Source organism: Pontibacter populi (assembly GCF_040278685.1).
In the GTDB taxonomy this organism is placed as follows: Bacteria; Bacteroidota; Bacteroidia; order Cytophagales; family Hymenobacteraceae; genus Pontibacter; species Pontibacter populi.
Map to the genome: position 1 here is coordinate 16,858 of NZ_JBEOKT010000014.1, position 19,045 is coordinate 35,902.

The window sequence follows — 19,045 nt, forward strand, 5'->3', positions numbered from 1 at the left end:
ATAGCTAAATTATTGCTTTAAAAGTCCTGCGCCATTCCGGTGCAGGACTTTTTGTTTTATAACTTATAAGCCTTATTTTTGACAAATTTTTAGCCTTTTTATGTTTGATATTTTTAGAGGATTACTAGGCCTTGTAGCCCTGTTATCTATTGGTTTTCTGTTTTCAACCAGCAGAAAATCAATCAACTGGAGAATTGTAGCTTATGGTGTTTTCCTGCAGTTACTTTTTGGAGTGCTGGTAACCAAAGTGCCGCTTGTGGCCGACAGCTTTGCTTTTGTCAGCAGGGCCTTTGTTAAATTACTAAGTTTCTCAAACGAAGGCGCCCGTTTCCTGTTCGGTAACCTTGCCGACCCTTCTCAAAATGCCGGACTAGGCTTTATATTTGCCTTCAACGTTCTTCCAACAATCATATTCTTCTCAGCTGTTTCTTCTGGTTTATACTATTTAGGCGTTCTGCAGAAGATCGTGTATGGTATTGCCTGGGTGATGTCGAAAGGGATGCGCTTATCTGGTGCTGAAAGCCTTTCTGCAGCTGGTAACATATTTATGGGCCAGACGGAAGCACCGCTTTTAGTGCGACCTTTCATACCGCACATGACGCGCTCTGAGCTGATGTGTTTGATGACAGGCGGTATGGCTACACTGGCTGGTGGTGTACTGGCTGCATATGTATCTTTCCTGGGTGGTAGCGACCCTGCACAGCAGGCTGTTTTTGCAGCTCACTTACTGACTGCCTCTATTATGAATGCCCCAGCAGGTATAGTGCTTGCCAAAATGCTGGTACCTGAAACCGAAGGAGACAAGATCAACACCAGGCTGGAAGTAAACCAGGAGCAGATTGGTGTAAACCTGATCGATGCCGTTTCGAGGGGGGCAGCTGATGGGTTGAGACTTGCTGCCAACGTAGGTGGGATGTTGCTAGCCTTTATTGCAGTTATAGCGCTATTAAACTATGCATTAATGAAAATTGGTGCAGTTACCGGACTTAACGAACTGGTAATTGCCAGCACGAGCGGCCAGTTCGATGGTTTCTCATTCCAGTATATCCTGGGTCAGATCTTCCGGGTGTTTGCCTTTATAATGGGTGTGCCCTGGGTTGATACCTTACAGGTAGGTAGTTTGCTTGGCCAGAAAACAGCAGTAAATGAATTCGTTGCTTACCTGGATCTTGCTGATATGAAAGCTGCAGGTACGTTATCAACAAAGTCTATTATTATGGCTACATATGCGCTTTGTGGTTTTTCTAACTTCAGTTCCATTGCCATTCAGGTGGGTGGTATTGGTAGTATGGCGCCAAGCCAGCAGGGCAACATCTCGAGGCTGGGATTACTGGCCTTGTTAGGTGCATCATTAGCTTGTATGATGTCTGCAACTGTAGCCGGTATGTTATACTCGTTCTAAAAAGTAATTCAACTATAAAACAAAAGGCTTCTGGTTACCCGGAAGCCTTTTGTTTTATAGTTGGTTGAGTTAAGCTATAGTTGCTGATTCTCGCTTTTAGTTTCCTGCTGTTCTTCGCGTTCTTCCTCACGTTCTTCTTCCTCCACTTTTTTAGCATCGCGCATCAGGCGGTTAGCAAATATAAACTCGTTTAGTTCCCTGATATCGGTGTCCATGATCTCGTCACGGGTACCTTCCCATAGTTTTTTGCCTTCGTACAGGAACATGATTTTATCGCCGATTTCAATAACAGAGTTCATGTCGTGGGTTACAACTATAGTTGTAATGTTGTATTCTTCGGTAATCTCCTTTATGAGCTCATCAATCTTTAGCGCTGTCAACGGGTCGAGACCGGAGTTTGGTTCGTCGCAGAACAGGTAGGTACAGTTTGGGGCAATGGCGCGTGCAATACCTACGCGTTTTTTCATACCACCACTCAGTTCAGATGGCATTTTCTTATTAGAACCCTCCAATCCGACACGCTTGAGGCAGAAGTTAACACGGTCCATGCGTTCGCTTTTGCTCATGTCCGGGGTAAGCATCTTAAGCGGAAATTCCACATTCTGCTGCACGTTCATCGAATCAAAGAGCGCGGAGCTCTGGAACAGCATTCCTATTTTACGACGTATTTCCTGGCGGATGTCCAACTTGTTGTTGGTAAAGTAAGTGCCGTCAAAAGTAACACTACCTATATCGGGTTTTACAAGGCCAACAATACACTTAAGCAGTACGCTTTTACCGGTTCCGCTGGCGCCAAGCAACAGGTTTGTTTTGCCTGTTTCAAAAACACCGCTTACGCCATCCAGTACCTTTTTATCGCCGAACGTTTTATGTATGTTATGTATTTCTATCATGATTGATCTAACTATAGGAGCAGCTCGGCACAAACGTAATCCGCTATCAGCACGGCTATAACACTGTTTGTTACGGCTGTAGTACTGGCAGCACCCACTTCAAGGGCTCCGCCAGATGTATTATACCCTCTGAAAGATGACAGAGATGAGATAAGGAATGCAAAAACGATTGACTTTATAAGGGCAAATACTATGTTGTAAGGAATGAATGCGTCGCGGATACCAGTAATGTATTCCTGGGCAGTAAGCGCACCTGTTAACGTACCTGCTACATAACCACCTGCTATCGACAGGAACATGGCCAGTGTAACCAGCATCGGGAAAACCAGCAGCGAAGCCAGAATTTTAGGAAGCACCAGGTAGCTGGCAGAGTTTATGCCCATCACTTCGAGGGCATCAACCTGTTCTGTTATCTGCATGGTGCCAAGCCCGCCTGCAATACTGGACCCAACTTTACCAGCCAAAACGATAGATGTTATAGTTGGCGCCAGTTCCAGTATGGTCATTTCGCGCACCATAAAGCCTATCGTTGATCGAGGTATAAGTGCGCTCGTAAGGTTATAGGAAACCTGCACGCATGTTACGGCACCAATGAACGTAGATACAATAGCCACGATCATAATGGAGTTTATTCCAATGAGTATAGCTTCATCTATAGTTCTGTTAAAGAGGATGCGTGGCGACTCGCCCCGCACCACCAGGGTGCTCATAAATAATAAATATTTTCCGAAATGCTCCAGCATAGGGGTGTCGATCTCCAGGAGTCGTTGTTTAGATAAGTTTTGGTCAAAAATACTCTATTAATACCTATCTTACGCTTAAAATTAAGAAACATATTAATTTAACTATACCACATGCAACGATACATTGTAGTTACAGGCGGCACGAAAGGTATTGGAAGAGCGGTTGTAGAACAATTCGCAAAAGAAGGGTTCCACATCATCACCTGCTCCCGAAACGAAAAAGACTTACAAAAGTTGAAGTTAGAGATAGAACAAGCGTATACTTTTTCAAAAGTGTTCTATCAGCAGGCCGATCTGAGTGACCGAAAGTCGGTAGAATTGTTCCTGAAATATGTGCAGAGCCTGCAGGTGCAGCTGGACGTTGTGGTGAATAACAGTGGCTTATTTATACCCGGAAAGATTACAGAAGAAGACGATGAAGCGTTGCCTTTTATGATCAATACTAACCTGTACAGTGCTTATTATATTTCTAAAACACTGGTTAAAGATATGATAAAGCGCCGTAGCGGTCATATTTTCACGCTCTGTTCTACAGCCAGTATTACACCCTATATAAATGGCGGCTCTTATTGTATATCTAAATTTGCGTTGTATGGCATGACCAAGGTGCTGCGCGAAGAAACAAAAGAGCATAACGTAAAAGTAACAGCTATACTGCCTGGTGCAACCTTAACTGCCAGCTGGGAAGGAGTAGACCTGCCACCGGAACGTTTTATGAAATCAGAAGACGTGGCACAGGCTATATGGGGAGCTTATACAATGTCGGCGAATAGTGTTGTGGAGGAAATTCTGATTAGGCCACAGTTGGGAGACCTTTAAAAGTTAAAGAGTTTGGGAGTTGGAGAGTTAATGAAGTTAGAAGGTTAGAAAGTTTGGAAGTTATAAAGTTAAGGGCATATAGAGATGCAATGTTGTGCTTCTTAACCATTTAGCAATTTAACAATTCAACCTTTAAACAATCAACAATTAAAATACACGTTCAAAATTAAACTATAAAACTATGGATTTACAAGGTAAGATAGCGGTAGTAACCGGCGTAAGTAAAGGAATAGGTCTATCAACAGTTGAGGCGCTGTTAGAGAAAGGTGCTATAGTTGCCGGTTGGGGCAGAACGAAGCCTGCGTTAGAGCACCAGGATTTCCATTTCTTTGAATGCGATGTGCGTTACCCGGACTCAGTACAGAACGCTTTCGACCAGACTTTAAGTCGCTTAGGGGTGCATATAGCTGTATTGGTAAACAATGCCGGTTTAGGTATAGCTGGAAAGCTGGATGAGCAAAGTATTGATGACTGGCAAACCATGTTTGAGACGAACGTAAATGGTGTTTTTTACTGTACTCGCCTTGTATTACCGGAAATGAAAGAGCAGGGCGAAGGCCACATCATTAACATATCATCTATAGCAGGCACTACTGGTATTGAAGAAATGTCGGGTTACTGTGGTTCTAAACATGCGGTGCGTGGTATTTCGCAGTCGTTGTATAAAGAGGTTCGCAACTATGGCATCAAAGTTACCTGCATTTACCCGGGCTCTGTTAATACCAACTTCTTCGATAACTTCGAGAACATAACCTCACGTGAAAACATGATGCGCCCTGAAGACATCGCGTCAACTATAGTTCATGCCCTGGAGTCGCACCCGAATTACCACCACGTTGATATTGAAGTTCGCCCGTTAATGCCAAAAGGCAGAATACAGAAGTAGGACTAAGATTTTTAATATTAGAAGGAAGGCAGGATTTTTGCTATTTTTGAGCCCAGCTTTTTAGGTAGCTACATTTTAAGAATTCTCTTTTGTATTCTTAATTCGTCATTCTTAATTAACTAAACTTTGTCTGTAGAAGTAAAGAACCTTACCAAGATATTCGGGGAGCAGCGCGCTGTAGATGACATTTCGTTTACGGTAGAGCAAGGGCAGATACTGGGTTTCCTGGGTCCTAACGGTGCCGGTAAATCCACGACCATGAAGATCGCGACCTGTTACCTGCCACCAACCTCCGGAACTATAGTTGTGAATGGCCACGATGTGGTGCAGGACCCGATAGCTGTGCGCCGCATGGTTGGCTACCTACCGGAACATAACCCGCTTTACCTGGATATGTATGTGCATGAGTACCTGGAGTTTGTTGCGTCTGTTTATGGCCTGAAAGGCAAACAAGCAAAAGCACGCATACAGGAAATGGTTGAATTATGCGGCCTGACATTGGAACAGGGTAAAAAGATCGGAGCACTGTCGAAAGGTTACCGGCAGCGGGTTGGTTTGGCGCAGGCCCTCGTGCACGACCCGCAGGTACTTATCCTGGATGAACCAACTACCGGCCTCGACCCGAACCAGATCGTAGAGATCCGCTCACTTATCAAACGCATCGGGCTGAACAAAACCGTTATTTTCTCCACCCACATCATGCAGGAAGTTACTGCTATCTGCGATCGTGTCGTGATCATAAATCGTGGCAAACTGGTAGCTAACAGCGATGTGGCAAGCCTGCAGGCCGGTAACAGGGGAGGAAAATCAACCCTGGTAGAATTTGAGCAACCGATAAACATAGATCAGCTGCAAACTATAGTTGGTGTTGAGAAAGTGGAACTGGTGCAAAACAATACCTACCGCATTACATCCAGTAAGGACGCAGATATACGCGCATCTGTTTTCCGGATCGCGGCTGAACAGAACTGGCCGTTGGTTGGACTTCGCCAGGAAGAAAACTCACTCGAACAGATTTTCCAACAATTGACTAAATAATTAGAAATTCAAAATTAAAAATTAGAGATGAGGAGAGAAAAGCTCGCCAATAACTATAGTTCGCAACTCAGGCCGCTTAATTTCTAATTTCTAATTCATAATTTTTAATTACATCGTAGATGTTATCCATACTTAAAAAAGAATTTAATGGCTTCCTGAACTCGCTGATCGCTTACATGGTGATTGCGGTATTTCTGGTGGCTACTGGTATGTTTATGTGGGTGTTCCCGGAGAGCAGCGTACTTACCTATGGTTTTGCCGATATGCAGACGCTCTTCTCGATGGCACCGTGGCTATTCCTGTTTCTGATACCAGCTATAACCATGCGTACGTTTGCTGAGGAAAAGCGTGAAGGAACTATAGAACTGCTACTCACTAAACCCATTACTGATCTGCAACTTATACTCGGTAAATACTTTGCTGCGCTGCTGCTGGCCTTATTTGCGCTGGTGCCTACGCTGCTGTATTACTATACGGTTTACGAACTGGGCAATCCGCAGGGCAACGTAGATTCTGCAGCTGTAGTTGGCTCTTATTTAGGGTTGATTTTCCTGGCAGGTGTATTCTGTGCGATCGGGGTTTTTGCGTCTTCTATTTCCAGTAACCAGATCATCTCGTTTATAGTTGCGCTGTTCATGTGCTATCTCATCTACACCGGCTTCGACCTGCTGGCATCTATTCCGGCCTTGTCAAACTATAGTTACGCGATCAGTCAATTGGGTATCTCTTACCATTATGATGCCATCAGCAAAGGGCTTGTCGACTCGCGTGATGTGCTGTATTTTTTAACAGTAATTTCCATCATGATCCTATCAACTAAACTGGTATTAAGCAGCAGAAAATGGTAACGCAGGAAATTAATAAGCCAACCAGCAAACGCCGCCGCGACCTTACCCGCTATGTTATAGCTATAGTTGTACTGGTGGTGGTTAACATGCTGGTTTATAACTATTTCTTTAGATTAGATCTGACGGAAGATAAACGCTATTCAATAGCACCGGTAACAGAGCAAATGCTGGGAAACCTGCAGGAAGAAGTGTTTGTTGAAGTTTACCTGGAAGGGGATTTCCCGGCAGGGTTCAAGCGTTTGCAACTGTCTGTCAGAGAAACCCTGGAAGAGTTCAGAATCTATTCGGATGGTAAGGTTCGTTTTGTTTTCTTCGACCCGAACTCGATAACCGATGAGCAGAAGCGAACAGAGTTTATGCAGCAACTTGCCCAGAAAGGAATACAGCCAACCAACCTTAAAGCAACCGAAGAGGGAAAGCAGGTAGAACGCCTTGTATTTCCGGGAGCTATAGTTCGGTACAAAGGCAAAGAGACTGCTGTTAATTTTCTAAAAGGTAACCTGGCAGCTTCGCCGGATGAGCGCCTGAACCAGTCGGTGGAAGGAGTGGAGTATGAGTTAGCCGCGGCAGTGCGTAAAGTCGCTTTCCAGGGAAATAAAGTGATAGGCTACATTACCGGTCAAGGTGAGTTGCCACAACAGCATGCTACCGACCTGCTTGGTTCGCTGCAGGAGTACTATAGAGTTGCCTTGGGAGACCTAGACCAGATTCCGACATTAAAAGGGTTGGACCTAATAATAGTTGCCAAGCCAACTTCCGCTTACTCCGAAGCTGATAAGTTTAAGATCGACCAGTTCATCATGAACGGTGGCAAGGCTGTGTTCTTTGTTGACGCCTTGAATGCAGATCTGGATAGTTTGGGAAGAGGCGGTACGTTTGCCATGCCTTATAACCTGAACATAGATGATATGTTGTTCCGTTATGGCGTGCGATTGAATCAAACACTTATCATGGACCTGAACTCTGGTTTTATTCCGTTGGTAACTGGTTTTACCGGGGGCAAGCCACAGACCGAAATGATCAACTGGCGCTTTTATCCACTTCTTAATACCTTTAGCAAACACCCCGTAACCCGAAACCTGGATGCCGTTTATAGCAAGTTTATCGGAACTATAGATACCGTTAAAGCTGTCGGAATCCGTAAAACGCCACTGATTTATACCTCTCAATACTCGCGCATTATGCAGGCTCCTGTTCCGCTAACCCTGGAAGAAGCCCGTATGGAAGTGAACCCGGAACAATACCAGGCAGGGGAGCAGCCGGTTGGCTATTTATTGGAAGGCTCCTTTACATCGCTGTTCCGCAACCGTCGTGCACCGGAAGGAATCCCGAATACAACTATAAAAGAGCAGGGCGTACCAACTAAAATTGCTGTTTTCTCAGATGGCGACCTGATTCGCAACGATGTAAACCCACGAACCGGGCAGGCTTATGAACTAGGTTTCGATAGGTTTAACAACATTAAATTTGCGAACAAAGAACTGGCCATGAACACCATCCATTACCTGCTGGATTCAGAAGGTCTTATCAATATTAGAAGCAAGGAAATCAAGCTTCGCCCACTGGACAGAGTACGTGTGCAGGAAGACAAAACGTATTGGCAGATACTTAACCTGGTTGCTCCGATTGCCCTGCTGGCATTGTTTGGTATAACGCGTTACTATATGCGCAAACGCAGGTACGAAAAATTCTAGAAATACATGCCGAAACAGGTATAAAACTCGAAAACCTTTGCCGATATAGGTAGTATAAATCCGAATTATTTTTAACTTTGCCTAAATAACATTATAGCGATATAGAATGAAATTTATAGTTTCTTCATCTGCGCTGCTTAAGCAGTTAGCCAGCATAAATGGGGTAGTAACCAACAACCCGGTCGTGCCGATTCTTGAGAACTTTTTGTTCGAGATAAGCGACAGCACACTTACTATCACAGCCAGCGACCTTGAAACTTCTATGATAACGGAGTTGCCTGTTGAAGCGAAAGAGAACGGCCGTATAGCTGCTCCTGCCAGAATATTGCTTGATACTCTGAAGAACCTGCCGGACCAGCCGGTTACTTTCACTATCGACGAAGAAACCTATACGATCGAGATCAGCTCTTCCAACGGCCGTTACAAGCTGTCTGGCGAGAATGCTACTGATTTCCCGCGTGTACCGGTTGTTAAAGGTGGTAATGCCATTGAAATTCCTTCAAATGTATTGGCACGTGCTATTAACAAGACCATTTTTGCGGTTAGCAACGATGAGCTTCGCCCGGCCATGACAGGTATTTTTGTGCAGTTGCGTTCTGATAACGTTACGTTTGTAGCGACAGACGGTCACCGTTTGTTACGCTACCGTCGTACCGACATTGCTACAAGCCAGGAAGCATCGCTTATTATTCCGCGTAAGGCTTTCACGCTGTTAAAATCTACATTACCAACAGAAGCTACTGCAGTTCGCGTAGAGTTCAATAACTCAAATGCATTCTTCAGCTTCGATAATATCCGTATGATCTGCCGTCTGATTGATGAGCGATACCCGGATTATGAGAACGTGATACCAGTACAGAACCCTAACAAACTGGTTATTGAGCGCCAGGCGTTATTAAGCTCTGTTAAGCGTATCTCTATCTACTCAAACAAAACTACACACCAGATCCGTCTGAAATTGTCTGGCTCTGAGTTGCAGGTATCTGCTGAAGACCTGGATTTCTCGAACGAGGCAAATGAGCGTTTAGCGTGCCAGTACGATGGCGAAGACATGGAGATCGGTTTCAATGCCAAGTTCCTGGTTGAGATGCTGAACAACATGGATTCTGATGAGATCTCATTTGAGCTTTCAACTCCGAACAGAGCTGGTTTGCTTATGCCACTTGCCAACGAAGACAACGAAAATGTTTTGATGCTGGTAATGCCTGTAATGCTTAACAATTACGTATAAGGATATATATTTCTCCTAACGCGCAGAAGGCGGGCCCACAAAGCCCGACTTCTGTATTTTAGTCCAAACTATAAGGCATAAAAAAAAGACGCTGAAGTTGCGCCTTATAGTATTCTCCTGCCTGAGTGCTTCTTACTTCATTACCTTAACCTTTATAAACACCGGGAAATGATCCGAGTAACCACCAATGTAGGTGGTTCCCGAATAAGTAGTTCTTGGCGTGTTCTTGTACTTGCCAAAGGTGTATTTCAGAAATTCCGGATCGTGGATCTGCGCTGAACCCATTACATATTCCAATCCTTTGCTGTCCAGCATACCTTTAGATACCAGCACCTGATCTAACATTTTAAAGTCACCGCGCTTATGAAAGCTGCCCAGGCCCTGTACATAGTTTATATAAAAGGTATTAAACAGGTCTTCTTTATAGAGTGGGTTTGGTCTGCCGTTCGCTTTCAGGGTTTGCTGTAGTATCCTTGACTTTGGCTCTTCGTCAAAGTCGCCCATAACTATAATATTAGCGTCTGGGTTGGTTTTAAGTTCTGCGTCTATCTGCTGACGCAGCTTTCTGGCAGCTGCTTGTCTGTTACGGCTTCCCTGGCGTGTATTGCCATAGTTTGGCGGCCAGTGGTTAACATATATAGTTACAGGCTCGCCAGCCATCATGCCTTTTACCAGTAGTATGTCTTTGCCTTTAAAGTTGCGTTGCGGATAATCTACTTTCACAACTTTTTGTAGAGTAGGCTTAAAGCGTTTTGGGTTGTATAGTAAGGCCACATCCAGACCCAGCGGGTCTTCCGACTCAAAATGAATAACCTGATATTTCTTTTTCTTGAGTGGGGGCGTTTGCACAAGCTCGTCCAGTACTTTTCTACTTTCAGCTTCTGTTATGCCCAATACAGCAGGACCGTCTTTGCCGCCGATCGTAACTATAGCCTGCGCTAAATTCTTAAGTTTATGCTGATAGCGTTCGTCATCCCATTTCATTGAGCCGTTTGGCGTATAGTCCATATTGCGCGCATTGGCTTTGCTATCGTATAGTTTCTCTAGGTTATAGAAGCCAACAGCATACGTTTTATCTGACTTAGACAGGATACTGGCACAGCCGGACAGGGTGATAAGGGTAAAAAGCGTAAAGAGAGTTTTTATTCCGTGGCGCATCGCGTAACTTTGTAGGTAATATATGTAATCAGGCATATTACGAGATTTAGATACTATAAAGTTTAAAAATTAAGAAAATGAAGAAGTCAGAAATATACTTTAGCATAGCTCTTGATGATCAGAAGATACCGGAAGCCATTAGCTGGCGTGCGACTGATGCCGGAGAAAAGATACATTTTGCGAAAGCCATCAACATATCGCTTTGGGACAGAGACGAAGCCGGTACCATGAAAATTGATCTTTGGACAAAAGATATGCCTGTTGATGAGATGAAATATTTTTACATTGATACAATAGGAGCGATGGCACAAAGTATAGCTACAGCTACCAGCGACTCCGTGATGGCTCAGAAGATGAAAGCGCTTTGCGAAGACCTGATGAACCACGTAGAAGCTGAACGTCAGAAGAGCAATCAATAGTATATACTATAAAACAAAAGGGCCGCTATAGTTAGCGGCCCTTTTGTTTTATAGATTGGATATAGACTAGTTAATCGTATTTGATGCTGTGTTAGCAGTTGTCGTGTTAGCCAAGGCATTTGAATTGTTAATTGTTTGGCCAGCGCTTGCTACAAATTCCTTATCGAAATTGCTATAGTATGTACGGTCACCGAAATAGTCGTTATACTGTACAGTACTTAACACATTTTCCAGTTTCACATCACGCTCAGCGCAAATTGCCTTGCATTTCTGCTCTATCAGTTCCTGGTTGCCATTAAACTCAGCTTCAACAGCCATCATTTTAGCAACTACATCCAGGTTTATTTCTCTGATCTTATTAGACTGGTAATTGTTAAGGCGCAGTTCACGGATCATTTGATCAGAAAGATGATTGGCTCTGTTTTCTACAGTTACAGCTTTCTCATTTCCGTTAGCTGATGCTGTGAAGATGAAACCTAAAAGTGCGAATGTTAATACCAATAATCTTTTCATAGTGTTTGTCTTTTCCTGTTTTACTTTATTCCCTGTTGTCTTTTTGTAAACCAATCCGGAGCGTTTTTAATTCCGTTTTCAGATAATTTATTTCTGATTTTCAACTGATTGACTTATGGTAGTTATAGTGCAGTAATTATGCCAAAAAGGCCAATCTTGTAAAGAATGGCCTTTTTATTTCAATTTTTTTTACTAAATGTTACCAGTTGTTCTTCCACATCATGGATTCAACGGGAGCAATGGTGCGATTGTTATATTTAGCGTTTTCTTTCTTGTTATAATAGTTCTCGATACCGCCGCTCACCTCAAAATAGATCAGCTGTCCAATAGGCATTCCGTGATAAACGCGTACTGGTTGTGTAACCGAAATTTCCAGGGTCCAGGTATTACAGAAGCCCACATCGCCTTTACCAGCCGTAGCATGAATATCGATACCTAAACGTCCAACACTTGATTTACCTTCTAGGAAAGGTACATGTGCGTGCGTTTCAGTGTATTCTAATGTTACACCTAGATACAGCGTCTCCGGGCGAAGAACAATTCCTTCTTCCGGTATCTCAAACACATCGATCTCATTGTGCATGCGTGCATCCAGTATCTCATCGCGGTAGGTTGCCAGGTAACGTCCTAAATGCACATCATAAGAGTTTGTGCCAAGGCTATTACGGTTAAATGGCTCTATCAGGATAGTACCTTTTTCTATCTCTTTTAAAATCTGGTTATCTGTTAAGATCATGGGAAATGCACGCTAAAAAGTTGAGTGTAAAAGTAATGAATTAAGGCTATATACACCAAAATAAACTATAAAGCGACAGCACCATTTACAGGCACTGCCGCTTTATTTTATAGTTATAACTATAGGTTTTAACCCTGAATAGCTTTCAGCGCCTCATAATTTGCCTGTACATATTCATCAACTAATTCTGGTGTGATGGCTGTAGAAACAAACAGTGACTCGTACTGAGATGGAGCAAGGTATATGCCACGCTGCAGCATTTCGTTAAAGTAACGGCCAAATAAAGCAGTGTTCGACGTTTTAGCGCTGTCGAAATCTGTAACATGCTGGTCTGTAAAGAAGATCGTGAACATGGAGCCAACCTTATTGATCATATAGTTCAAGCCAAGCTGCTGCATGTTATTACTCATGCCTGTGATCATGCGCTCTGTCGTTTCGTCTAGCTGCGTATAAACCTGCGGATTGTCTTTCAAATAGTTCAGCATGGCCATGCCAGCCGACATCGCAATTGGATTACCTGATAAAGTACCCGCCTGGTAAACCGGACCGGCAGGAGCCACACAATCCATGATCTCTTTTTTACCGCCATAAGCACCAACCGGCATACCGCCACCTATAATTTTACCTAAGGTGGTCATATCCGGTGTAACGCCGAACAATTGCTGTGCTCCGCCCGGTGCCAGACGGAAACCTGTCATCACTTCATCAAAGATCAACACAATGCCTTCTTTGGTACACAGGTCGCGCAAGCCCTGCAGGAACTCCTGAGTTGGAAGTACCAGACCCATGTTACCTGCAACAGGCTCTAAAATAATAGCTGCTACCTGTCCTTTGTTAGCATCAACTAATGTCTGTACAGCCTGAAGGTTGTTATAGGGAGCAGTAAGCGTATCATTAGCAACGCCTTTGGTTACACCCGGGCTATCCGGAACACCAAGGGTAATAGCACCACTACCGGCAGCTATCAGGAAAGAATCGCCGTGGCCATGATAGCAGCCTTCGAATTTGATCATTTTATCGCGACCAGTATAGCCACGCGCCACACGGATGGCCGACATAGTTGCTTCAGTACCAGAGTTAACCATGCGCACTTTTTCGATGCTAGGTACCATGCTGATGATCAGTTCGGCTATCTCAATCTCTTTGCGGGTAGGCGCACCAAAGGATAAAGAATTAGGAATTGCCTGCATTACAGCTTCCTGTACAATTTCAGCGGCATGGCCCAGTATCATAGGTCCCCACGAGTTTATGAATTCCATGTAACGGTTACCGTCTTCATCGAATAAGTAGGCGCCTTTGGCTGATTTTATGAAGCGCGGGTTGCCACCTACAGCTCTGAAAGCTCTTACAGGTGAATTTACGCCGCCAGGTATAAAGTTTTTAGCTCTCTGAAACAGTTCTTCACTGATGGGTGCTGTCTTCATCGGTATAGTTTTTATGGTATAGTTAGTAAACCGTGTTTACAACTATAGGTTGAAGGTTTTCTAATTTAATGATCGGTACAAACTGGTTGTCCGGGTGTAATTGGTTTCTGTCTGATCGGTTTGTGTAGCCTACAGCAGGGTAAAGGGCGCCAGGTTTAATGCCGGTTTCCAGTAAAGCCTGCGTCAGGTTAGGACCATATTGTTGCAGCATCGAGCCATAAAAATACAGCATCTCGAAACCTGCATAAGCATATACCGAAGGCGGGATGTTATATCGACTTAGATAGCGTTCTCTGAAATCTTTTACCGCAGGTGATGTAGCATCCACAAACTTAGGGCTTATGAAATACACTTCAAGATTATCGAGCTGACGCAAGGTAATTTGGTTAATATTTAGCCAGCTTTGGTAGGTTATGAGTGGTAATTGTGCTGCTGTTGATTGTAGTTTACTTGTAGCATTTACGGCAGCAGTCATTTTATCGGAGAAAACCGCCATGTGGCCCACTTCTGTTAATACCAGGTTTTTGAAGGTAGAAGCTGTGGTAGTGGACTGGGCTGAGTTGATCTTTTTATACGCCTTAATTTTTCCTCCCAGTTTTTTGAAATGCTCTTTATAATAGTAAGCAAAGGTTGTGTCGTCGTTTGATTTTTCGAAAAGAATGACGGCTGTTTTAGGAGAGAAGGTATTGTAAGCATAAGCAGCAGCCTGGCGCGCCTGCGTAGCTACCGAAGACTCAAAAAGGAATACATTACTATTTTGCCCGGCTATTTCTATATCCTGCGACAATGGATTGATTACCGGGATGCCGGTTTGTTGGGCAAATCTGGTAGCGATAGGGGCTGAGCTTTTATAAACCGGTCCTATTACCAGGTCCATTTGCTTTACTTCGGGTAAACTGAAAATACGGTTTACAGTTGAGGTATCCGTTCCGGCATCGTAGGTGAAAAGGTTAAGCTTTATATCCTGCTCTTCCATTACATCCTGAGCTAGCTGCATGCCCGCATACAGGTCGTTTACGAACTGGTTCTTACGTACATTATGGCTCAGGTCCTGGTTTAACTGGAACGGAAGGAGGAGTGCTACATTATAACCTTGCTTTCGGCGGGCTGCTGCATTCAGATACTTGCTACGATCTAAATTGTGCTTACTTATCAAGCGCTCTAAAGTTGCTTTGTTTGCTGGGTTATACCATACACTTATCAATTTGTCGGCATATGTTTTTCCCAGCACCTTGTCGTTTGGGTAACGCTGCACCAGTTTTTCAAACTCCTTTTTATCAGTCAGTTTCTGAAGATAAAAGCGTTCCAGGGAGGCTGCTTCGTTAGCAAGTGGGGTATTGGCGAGCTGTTGTAATTGCGTTAGTGCCTCGTCGTAGTTACCTCTTTCAAACAGTACGTTGGACAGCAGGTAAGTAGCGTCATTCATCTGCTCCCAATCCTGATGCTGAGATTTTAGTTGCTGCAGCATTTCCTGCGATTCCTTGTATCTTTTAGCTTTAAAAGCTGATAAGGCATAAAAATATGAAGCTTCCGGGGCATATGCAGAACTGGCTATAGTTAGCGGCATAAATTCAGCCATTGCCTGTTCGTAGCGCTGCTGTTGCAACAGTATTTTACCGTTACTATAGGTTACATCTTCGTTCTGCTGTGCAAAAACAGGTGTGGCCAGCGTCAGCGATAACACAAAAAATAAACGCTTACAGAAGTTGTTCTTCATATTTTTAATTTTGAAGGAGTGATTGAGTAAATGAGTGAATTATTATTGTTAATCACTCATTTATTCAATCAAAATTCATGCATTAACTTATTCCCACTCTATAGTTGCCGGTGGTTTTGAGCTGATGTCGTATACTACGCGGTTTACGCCTTTTACTTTATTTATGATCTCGTTCGAAACATCAGCCAGGAATTCATATGGTAAGCGGCTCCAGTCGGCGGTCATGCCATCTATACTTGTTACAGCACGAAGGGCAACTACATTTTCATAAGTACGCTCATCGCCCATTACACCCACTGACTGTAGAGGAGTAAGTATAGCCCCAGCCTGCCACACATCATCATACAAGCCTGATTTTTTCAGGTTGCTGATAAAGATATGATCTACTTGCTGCAATACGTGTACCTTTTCCGGCGTAATATCGCCCATGATACGAATGGCAAGGCCGGGACCCGGGAACGGGTGACGGCCTAGAATGGCATCATCAATTTTCAGGGTTTTACCTACCAGTCGCACTTCGTCTTTAAATAAGGTCTTAAGCGGTTCTACCACTTTTAGTTTCATAAAGTCGGGCAGGCCACCTACATTGTGGTGCGATTTTATAGTTGCCGAAGGTCCTTTTACGCTCAGCGACTCGATCACGTCCGGGTAAATGGTACCCTGCGCCAGCCACTTCACGTCTTCAATTTTATGGGCTTCCTCGTCGAACACTTCGATAAACACACGGCCAATGGCTTTGCGTTTGTCTTCCGGGTCAGTTAAACCAGCAAGGGCCGAATAGAACTTATCTTTCGCATCAACGCCTTTCACATTCAGGCCCATGTGCTTATAAGAGTCAAGAACATTTTCGAACTCGTCTTTGCGTAGCAGGCCGTTGTCTACAAATATGCAATACAGGTTTTTACCAATGGCATGATGGATGAGCATGGCAGCCACACTAGAATCCACTCCACCTGAAAGTCCAAGAACTACTTTGTCATCACCAAGCTGTTGCTTTAAATCCGCAACGGTCGCATCCACAAACTGGTCAGAAGTCCAGTCTTGCTGGCACTCACAGATGTGAACTACAAAGTTTCTTAATAAGGTTTTTCCTTCGTCGGAGTGCGTTACTTCGGGGTGGAACTGAATGCCGTAGGTTTCCTGATCGCGTAGCTTGTATGCCGCTACACGTACGGTTTCGGTACTGGCAATAATCTCGAAATTGTCCGGAACTTCCTTTATCGTATCGCCATGCGACATCCAGACTACAGAACCGGGAGTGAGTTCTTTCATCAGGCGGTTGGCATTGTGTAGCTCCGAAAGCCTTGCACGGCCATATTCGCGGATTGTTGATGGCGTTACTTCACCCTTGCTCTCATGTGCAATCAGCTGCGCCCCATAGCATACGCCCAGTACCGGCAATTTGCCTAAATACTGATCGAGATCTATAGTTGGGTGTTCGGCGTCGCGTACTGAGCAGGGGCTACCTGACAGGATTACACCTTTTACATCATCTGAGAGGGGAGGTACATTATTGTACGGGTAAATCTCACAGTATACATTAAGCTCGCGAACCCGTCTTGCTATAAGCTGGGTATATTGGGAGCCAAAGTCGAGGATGAGAATTTTTTCTGGCATGCGCAAAGGTAAGGTGCTTTTATAGTAATTGCCAATAGTTTTGAAGATATGTGCTGGGCGGTTGAGGATTTCAGTAATTTCTTCGGTTGTTGTTTTATAGTTATCGCTTGGAGATATCTTTTTATTGTTGGCATCTTAACCCACCCCTGCCCCTCCCAAGAGGGGAATTTCTGTTGTTGCTATAATTGGTAGCTATAGTTCTATAGTTACAGCCTAAGATCTGACAGGTCGCGACCTGTCCCTACGGAACTATGACCACGATAAATCTCGAAGCTTATCGGTTCAAACTATAGTTCAGCAGATGCTATGAGAAATATCATAGTCTTTGGGTTGAGCGCCTTGTGAATATCTAGTGCCGCAGGCATTGCGACGCAGGAGCAAAAGAAATTCGCACAGCGCGATGCCCGAAGACGGGGCCTCCCGGCCGTGAGGGCACCAAAGCTGGAAATGAAACTATAGGTTAGTAAAGCTCCCAGGATTAGAAGTAATTTGCAACTATGACTTGGTTCAGGTTGAAGACTAATTAGACTATAGGACACATAATACCCTTCAGCTACGCTATAAATGATATGATAGTAGATTGGATTAAAATGAAATCATCTGACAATATGTGATTTATAGTTAATGAGTCGAATTATATCAGATTTTATAGTTCTATAGTTTGCATTGCATCAGAATTTACGTACTTTTGTAACGGCAAATCGGCACGGCCAGCTCCTGCCAAATCCCCCAGGACCGGAAGGTAGCAAGGGTAGGCGGTCGAAGCGGCGCGATGTTGGTTTGCCACTTTTTTTTGCCCATACCTCAAGGCTCATCCCCAGCCACCTTAAAATTATCCGCTTTCTTTCCGGTTTCAGGATTTATAGTTTAGCTTTGTAACTATAAACATCCCATCTATTATGAAATTCTTTATCGATACTGCAAACCTGCAGGAAATTCAGGAAGCGCACGATCTTGGTGTACTGGACGGCGTTACTACCAACCCATCGCTGATGGCGAAAGAAGGTATCTTCGGCCACGACAATGTAATGGCGCATTACAAGAAAATTTGCGAGATCGTTGACGGTGACATCAGTGCTGAAGTTATTGCCACAGATTATGAAACCATCATTAAAGAAGGCGAATTCTTAGCTGAGCTGCACCCGAACATCGTGGTAAAAGTGCCTATGATACGCGACGGCGTGAAAGCGATCCGTTATTTCAGCGAAAAAGGCATAAAAACTAACTGCACGCTGGTATTCTCTGCTGGCCAGGCTATTTTGGCTGCTAAAGCTGGTGCAACGTATGTTTCTCCGTTCGTTGGTCGTTTAGATGATGTTTCTACAGACGGTATGCAACTGATCGATCAGATCGTGCAGATCTACAGCAACTATGGCTACCAGACACAGGTATTGGCTGCTTCGGTTCGCCACGTAATGCACCTGGTGCAGTGCGCTGAGATTGGTGCTGATGTGGTAACCTGCCCGCTTAACGTAATTACAAGCCTGCTGAACCACCCACTTACTGATATTGGTTTGTCTAAGTTTTTGGCTGACCACGCCAAAGGCAATAAATAACTCTTTTAATGAATAATGGTTAATGAGTAATGAAAAATAGGGACATCGTTCTCTGCTTTTTCAGCTCATTAATCATTGTTCATTTATAGTTCTATTAATTAATTATTAGTCATTACTAATTTTTAATTCTCCAATCAATGTATATCATCAAAGTAAAAGGCAAGGCTAAAATTCCGGATTACATACAGCTGCGCGATGCCAACTTCGTGCTCATAGCGTATTTCCGGGCCGACCGACCATTGAAAAATCTGGATCGTTATGGTCTGGAAGGGAAGGAAGATGCCTTGGCGGCTTTGATAGAGTCGTTGGAATTTGGTAAACTGCAGAAATTAGAGATTTAAGTAGCGTTAA

18 protein-coding genes and 1 other RNA gene are annotated in these 19,045 nt (G+C 44.0%); 11 read left to right on the forward strand and 8 right to left on the reverse strand.

Translation table 11 applies throughout. The annotated features are described in order from the left end of the window. The first annotated feature begins 100 nt into the window (after window positions 1-100). Entirely contained in the window at window positions 101-1,402 is a 1,302-nt protein-coding gene (locus ABS362_RS14430) for a NupC/NupG family nucleoside CNT transporter (RefSeq protein WP_350413203.1), read from the forward strand. A gap of 74 nt (window positions 1,403-1,476) precedes the next feature. Here the strand turns inward: ABS362_RS14430 and ABS362_RS14435 are convergent, their stop codons facing one another. Further along, the gene (locus tag ABS362_RS14435; protein ID WP_350413204.1) at window positions 1,477-2,295 is read right to left on the reverse strand and encodes an ABC transporter ATP-binding protein; all 819 of its coding nucleotides are present in this window, start codon (window positions 2,293-2,295) and stop codon (window positions 1,477-1,479) included. A gap of 11 nt (window positions 2,296-2,306) precedes the next feature. Further along, entirely contained in the window at window positions 2,307-3,038 is a 732-nt protein-coding gene (locus ABS362_RS14440; RefSeq protein WP_350413205.1) for an MlaE family ABC transporter permease, read from the reverse strand. A 111-nt stretch (window positions 3,039-3,149) separates the two neighbouring features. Here ABS362_RS14440 and ABS362_RS14445 point away from each other — a divergent pair, with 111 nt between their 5' ends. From ABS362_RS14445 to dnaN, 6 genes are all read left to right on the forward strand, one after another. After that, the gene (locus ABS362_RS14445) at window positions 3,150-3,857 is read left to right on the forward strand and encodes an SDR family oxidoreductase (RefSeq protein WP_350413206.1); all 708 of its coding nucleotides are present in this window, start codon (window positions 3,150-3,152) and stop codon (window positions 3,855-3,857) included. A 181-nt stretch (window positions 3,858-4,038) separates the two neighbouring features. Continuing rightward, the gene (locus ABS362_RS14450) at window positions 4,039-4,743 is read left to right on the forward strand and encodes an SDR family oxidoreductase (RefSeq protein ID WP_350413207.1); all 705 of its coding nucleotides are present in this window, start codon (window positions 4,039-4,041) and stop codon (window positions 4,741-4,743) included. 126 nt (window positions 4,744-4,869) lie between these two features. Next, entirely contained in the window at window positions 4,870-5,781 is a 912-nt protein-coding gene (gene gldA / locus ABS362_RS14455; RefSeq protein ID WP_350413208.1) for a gliding motility-associated ABC transporter ATP-binding subunit GldA, read from the forward strand. Window positions 5,782-5,900: 119 nt separating this feature from the next. After that, window positions 5,901-6,629, forward strand: coding sequence for a gliding motility-associated ABC transporter permease subunit GldF (gene gldF, locus ABS362_RS14460; protein WP_350413209.1), 729 nt, complete (start codon window positions 5,901-5,903; stop codon window positions 6,627-6,629). Then, window positions 6,623-8,323, forward strand: a complete 1,701-nt coding sequence (gldG, locus tag ABS362_RS14465) for a gliding motility-associated ABC transporter substrate-binding protein GldG (RefSeq protein ID WP_350413210.1) — start codon at window positions 6,623-6,625, stop codon at window positions 8,321-8,323. Before gldF ends, gldG begins: the two co-directional genes overlap by 7 nt. Window positions 8,324-8,429: 106 nt before the next feature. Beyond that, window positions 8,430-9,554 carry a DNA polymerase III subunit beta gene (gene dnaN / locus ABS362_RS14470; RefSeq protein ID WP_350413211.1) on the forward strand — a complete coding sequence of 375 codons (1,125 nt, stop codon included), beginning with the start codon at window positions 8,430-8,432 and terminating at the stop codon, window positions 9,552-9,554. Between the two features lie 132 nt (window positions 9,555-9,686). On the opposite strand, the gene ABS362_RS14475 is transcribed toward dnaN, so the two are convergent. Next, complete coding sequence (locus ABS362_RS14475; RefSeq protein ID WP_350413212.1) at window positions 9,687-10,748, reverse strand: endonuclease/exonuclease/phosphatase family protein; 1,062 nt, start codon at window positions 10,746-10,748, stop codon at window positions 9,687-9,689. 41 nt (window positions 10,749-10,789) lie between these two features. Here ABS362_RS14475 and gldC point away from each other — a divergent pair, with 41 nt between their 5' ends. Next, window positions 10,790-11,131 carry a gliding motility protein GldC gene (gene gldC / locus ABS362_RS14480; protein ID WP_162426554.1) on the forward strand — a complete coding sequence of 114 codons (342 nt, stop codon included), beginning with the start codon at window positions 10,790-10,792 and terminating at the stop codon, window positions 11,129-11,131. 66 nt (window positions 11,132-11,197) lie between these two features. Here the strand turns inward: gldC and ABS362_RS14485 are convergent, their stop codons facing one another. The 5 genes from ABS362_RS14485 to guaA form a co-directional block, all read right to left on the reverse strand. Next, window positions 11,198-11,644: a DUF4890 domain-containing protein gene (locus ABS362_RS14485; RefSeq protein WP_350413213.1), complete on the reverse strand. Its 447-nt coding sequence runs from the start codon at window positions 11,642-11,644 to the stop codon at window positions 11,198-11,200. Window positions 11,645-11,843: 199 nt separating this feature from the next. Continuing rightward, window positions 11,844-12,380: a dCTP deaminase gene (gene dcd / locus ABS362_RS14490; protein WP_350413214.1), complete on the reverse strand. Its 537-nt coding sequence runs from the start codon at window positions 12,378-12,380 to the stop codon at window positions 11,844-11,846. A gap of 128 nt (window positions 12,381-12,508) precedes the next feature. Then, complete coding sequence (gene hemL / locus ABS362_RS14495) at window positions 12,509-13,804, reverse strand: glutamate-1-semialdehyde 2,1-aminomutase (RefSeq protein ID WP_350413215.1); 1,296 nt, start codon at window positions 13,802-13,804, stop codon at window positions 12,509-12,511. Window positions 13,805-13,826: 22 nt separating this feature from the next. After that, entirely contained in the window at window positions 13,827-15,521 is a 1,695-nt protein-coding gene (locus ABS362_RS14500) for an ABC transporter substrate-binding protein (RefSeq protein ID WP_350413216.1), read from the reverse strand. An 87-nt stretch (window positions 15,522-15,608) separates the two neighbouring features. Then, a complete protein-coding gene (gene guaA / locus ABS362_RS14505; protein ID WP_350413217.1) occupies window positions 15,609-17,138 on the reverse strand; it encodes a glutamine-hydrolyzing GMP synthase in 1,530 nt (509 codons plus the stop codon). Window positions 17,139-17,831: 693 nt separating this feature from the next. On the opposite strand from guaA, the gene ffs reads away from it, so the two are divergent. The 3 genes from ffs to ABS362_RS14520 all read left to right on the forward strand — a co-directional run bounded on the left by ffs (window position 17,832) and on the right by ABS362_RS14520 (window position 19,035). Next, an RNA gene (ffs, locus tag ABS362_RS14510) (signal recognition particle sRNA small type) lies at window positions 17,832-17,928 on the forward strand. 109 nt (window positions 17,929-18,037) lie between these two features. Beyond that, a complete protein-coding gene (fsa, locus tag ABS362_RS14515) occupies window positions 18,038-18,694 on the forward strand; it encodes a fructose-6-phosphate aldolase (RefSeq protein ID WP_350413218.1) in 657 nt (218 codons plus the stop codon). Between the two features lie 137 nt (window positions 18,695-18,831). Next, window positions 18,832-19,035 carry a fructose-6-phosphate aldolase gene (locus ABS362_RS14520; protein WP_199111277.1) on the forward strand — a complete coding sequence of 68 codons (204 nt, stop codon included), beginning with the start codon at window positions 18,832-18,834 and terminating at the stop codon, window positions 19,033-19,035. Window positions 19,036-19,045 lie beyond the last annotated feature (10 nt).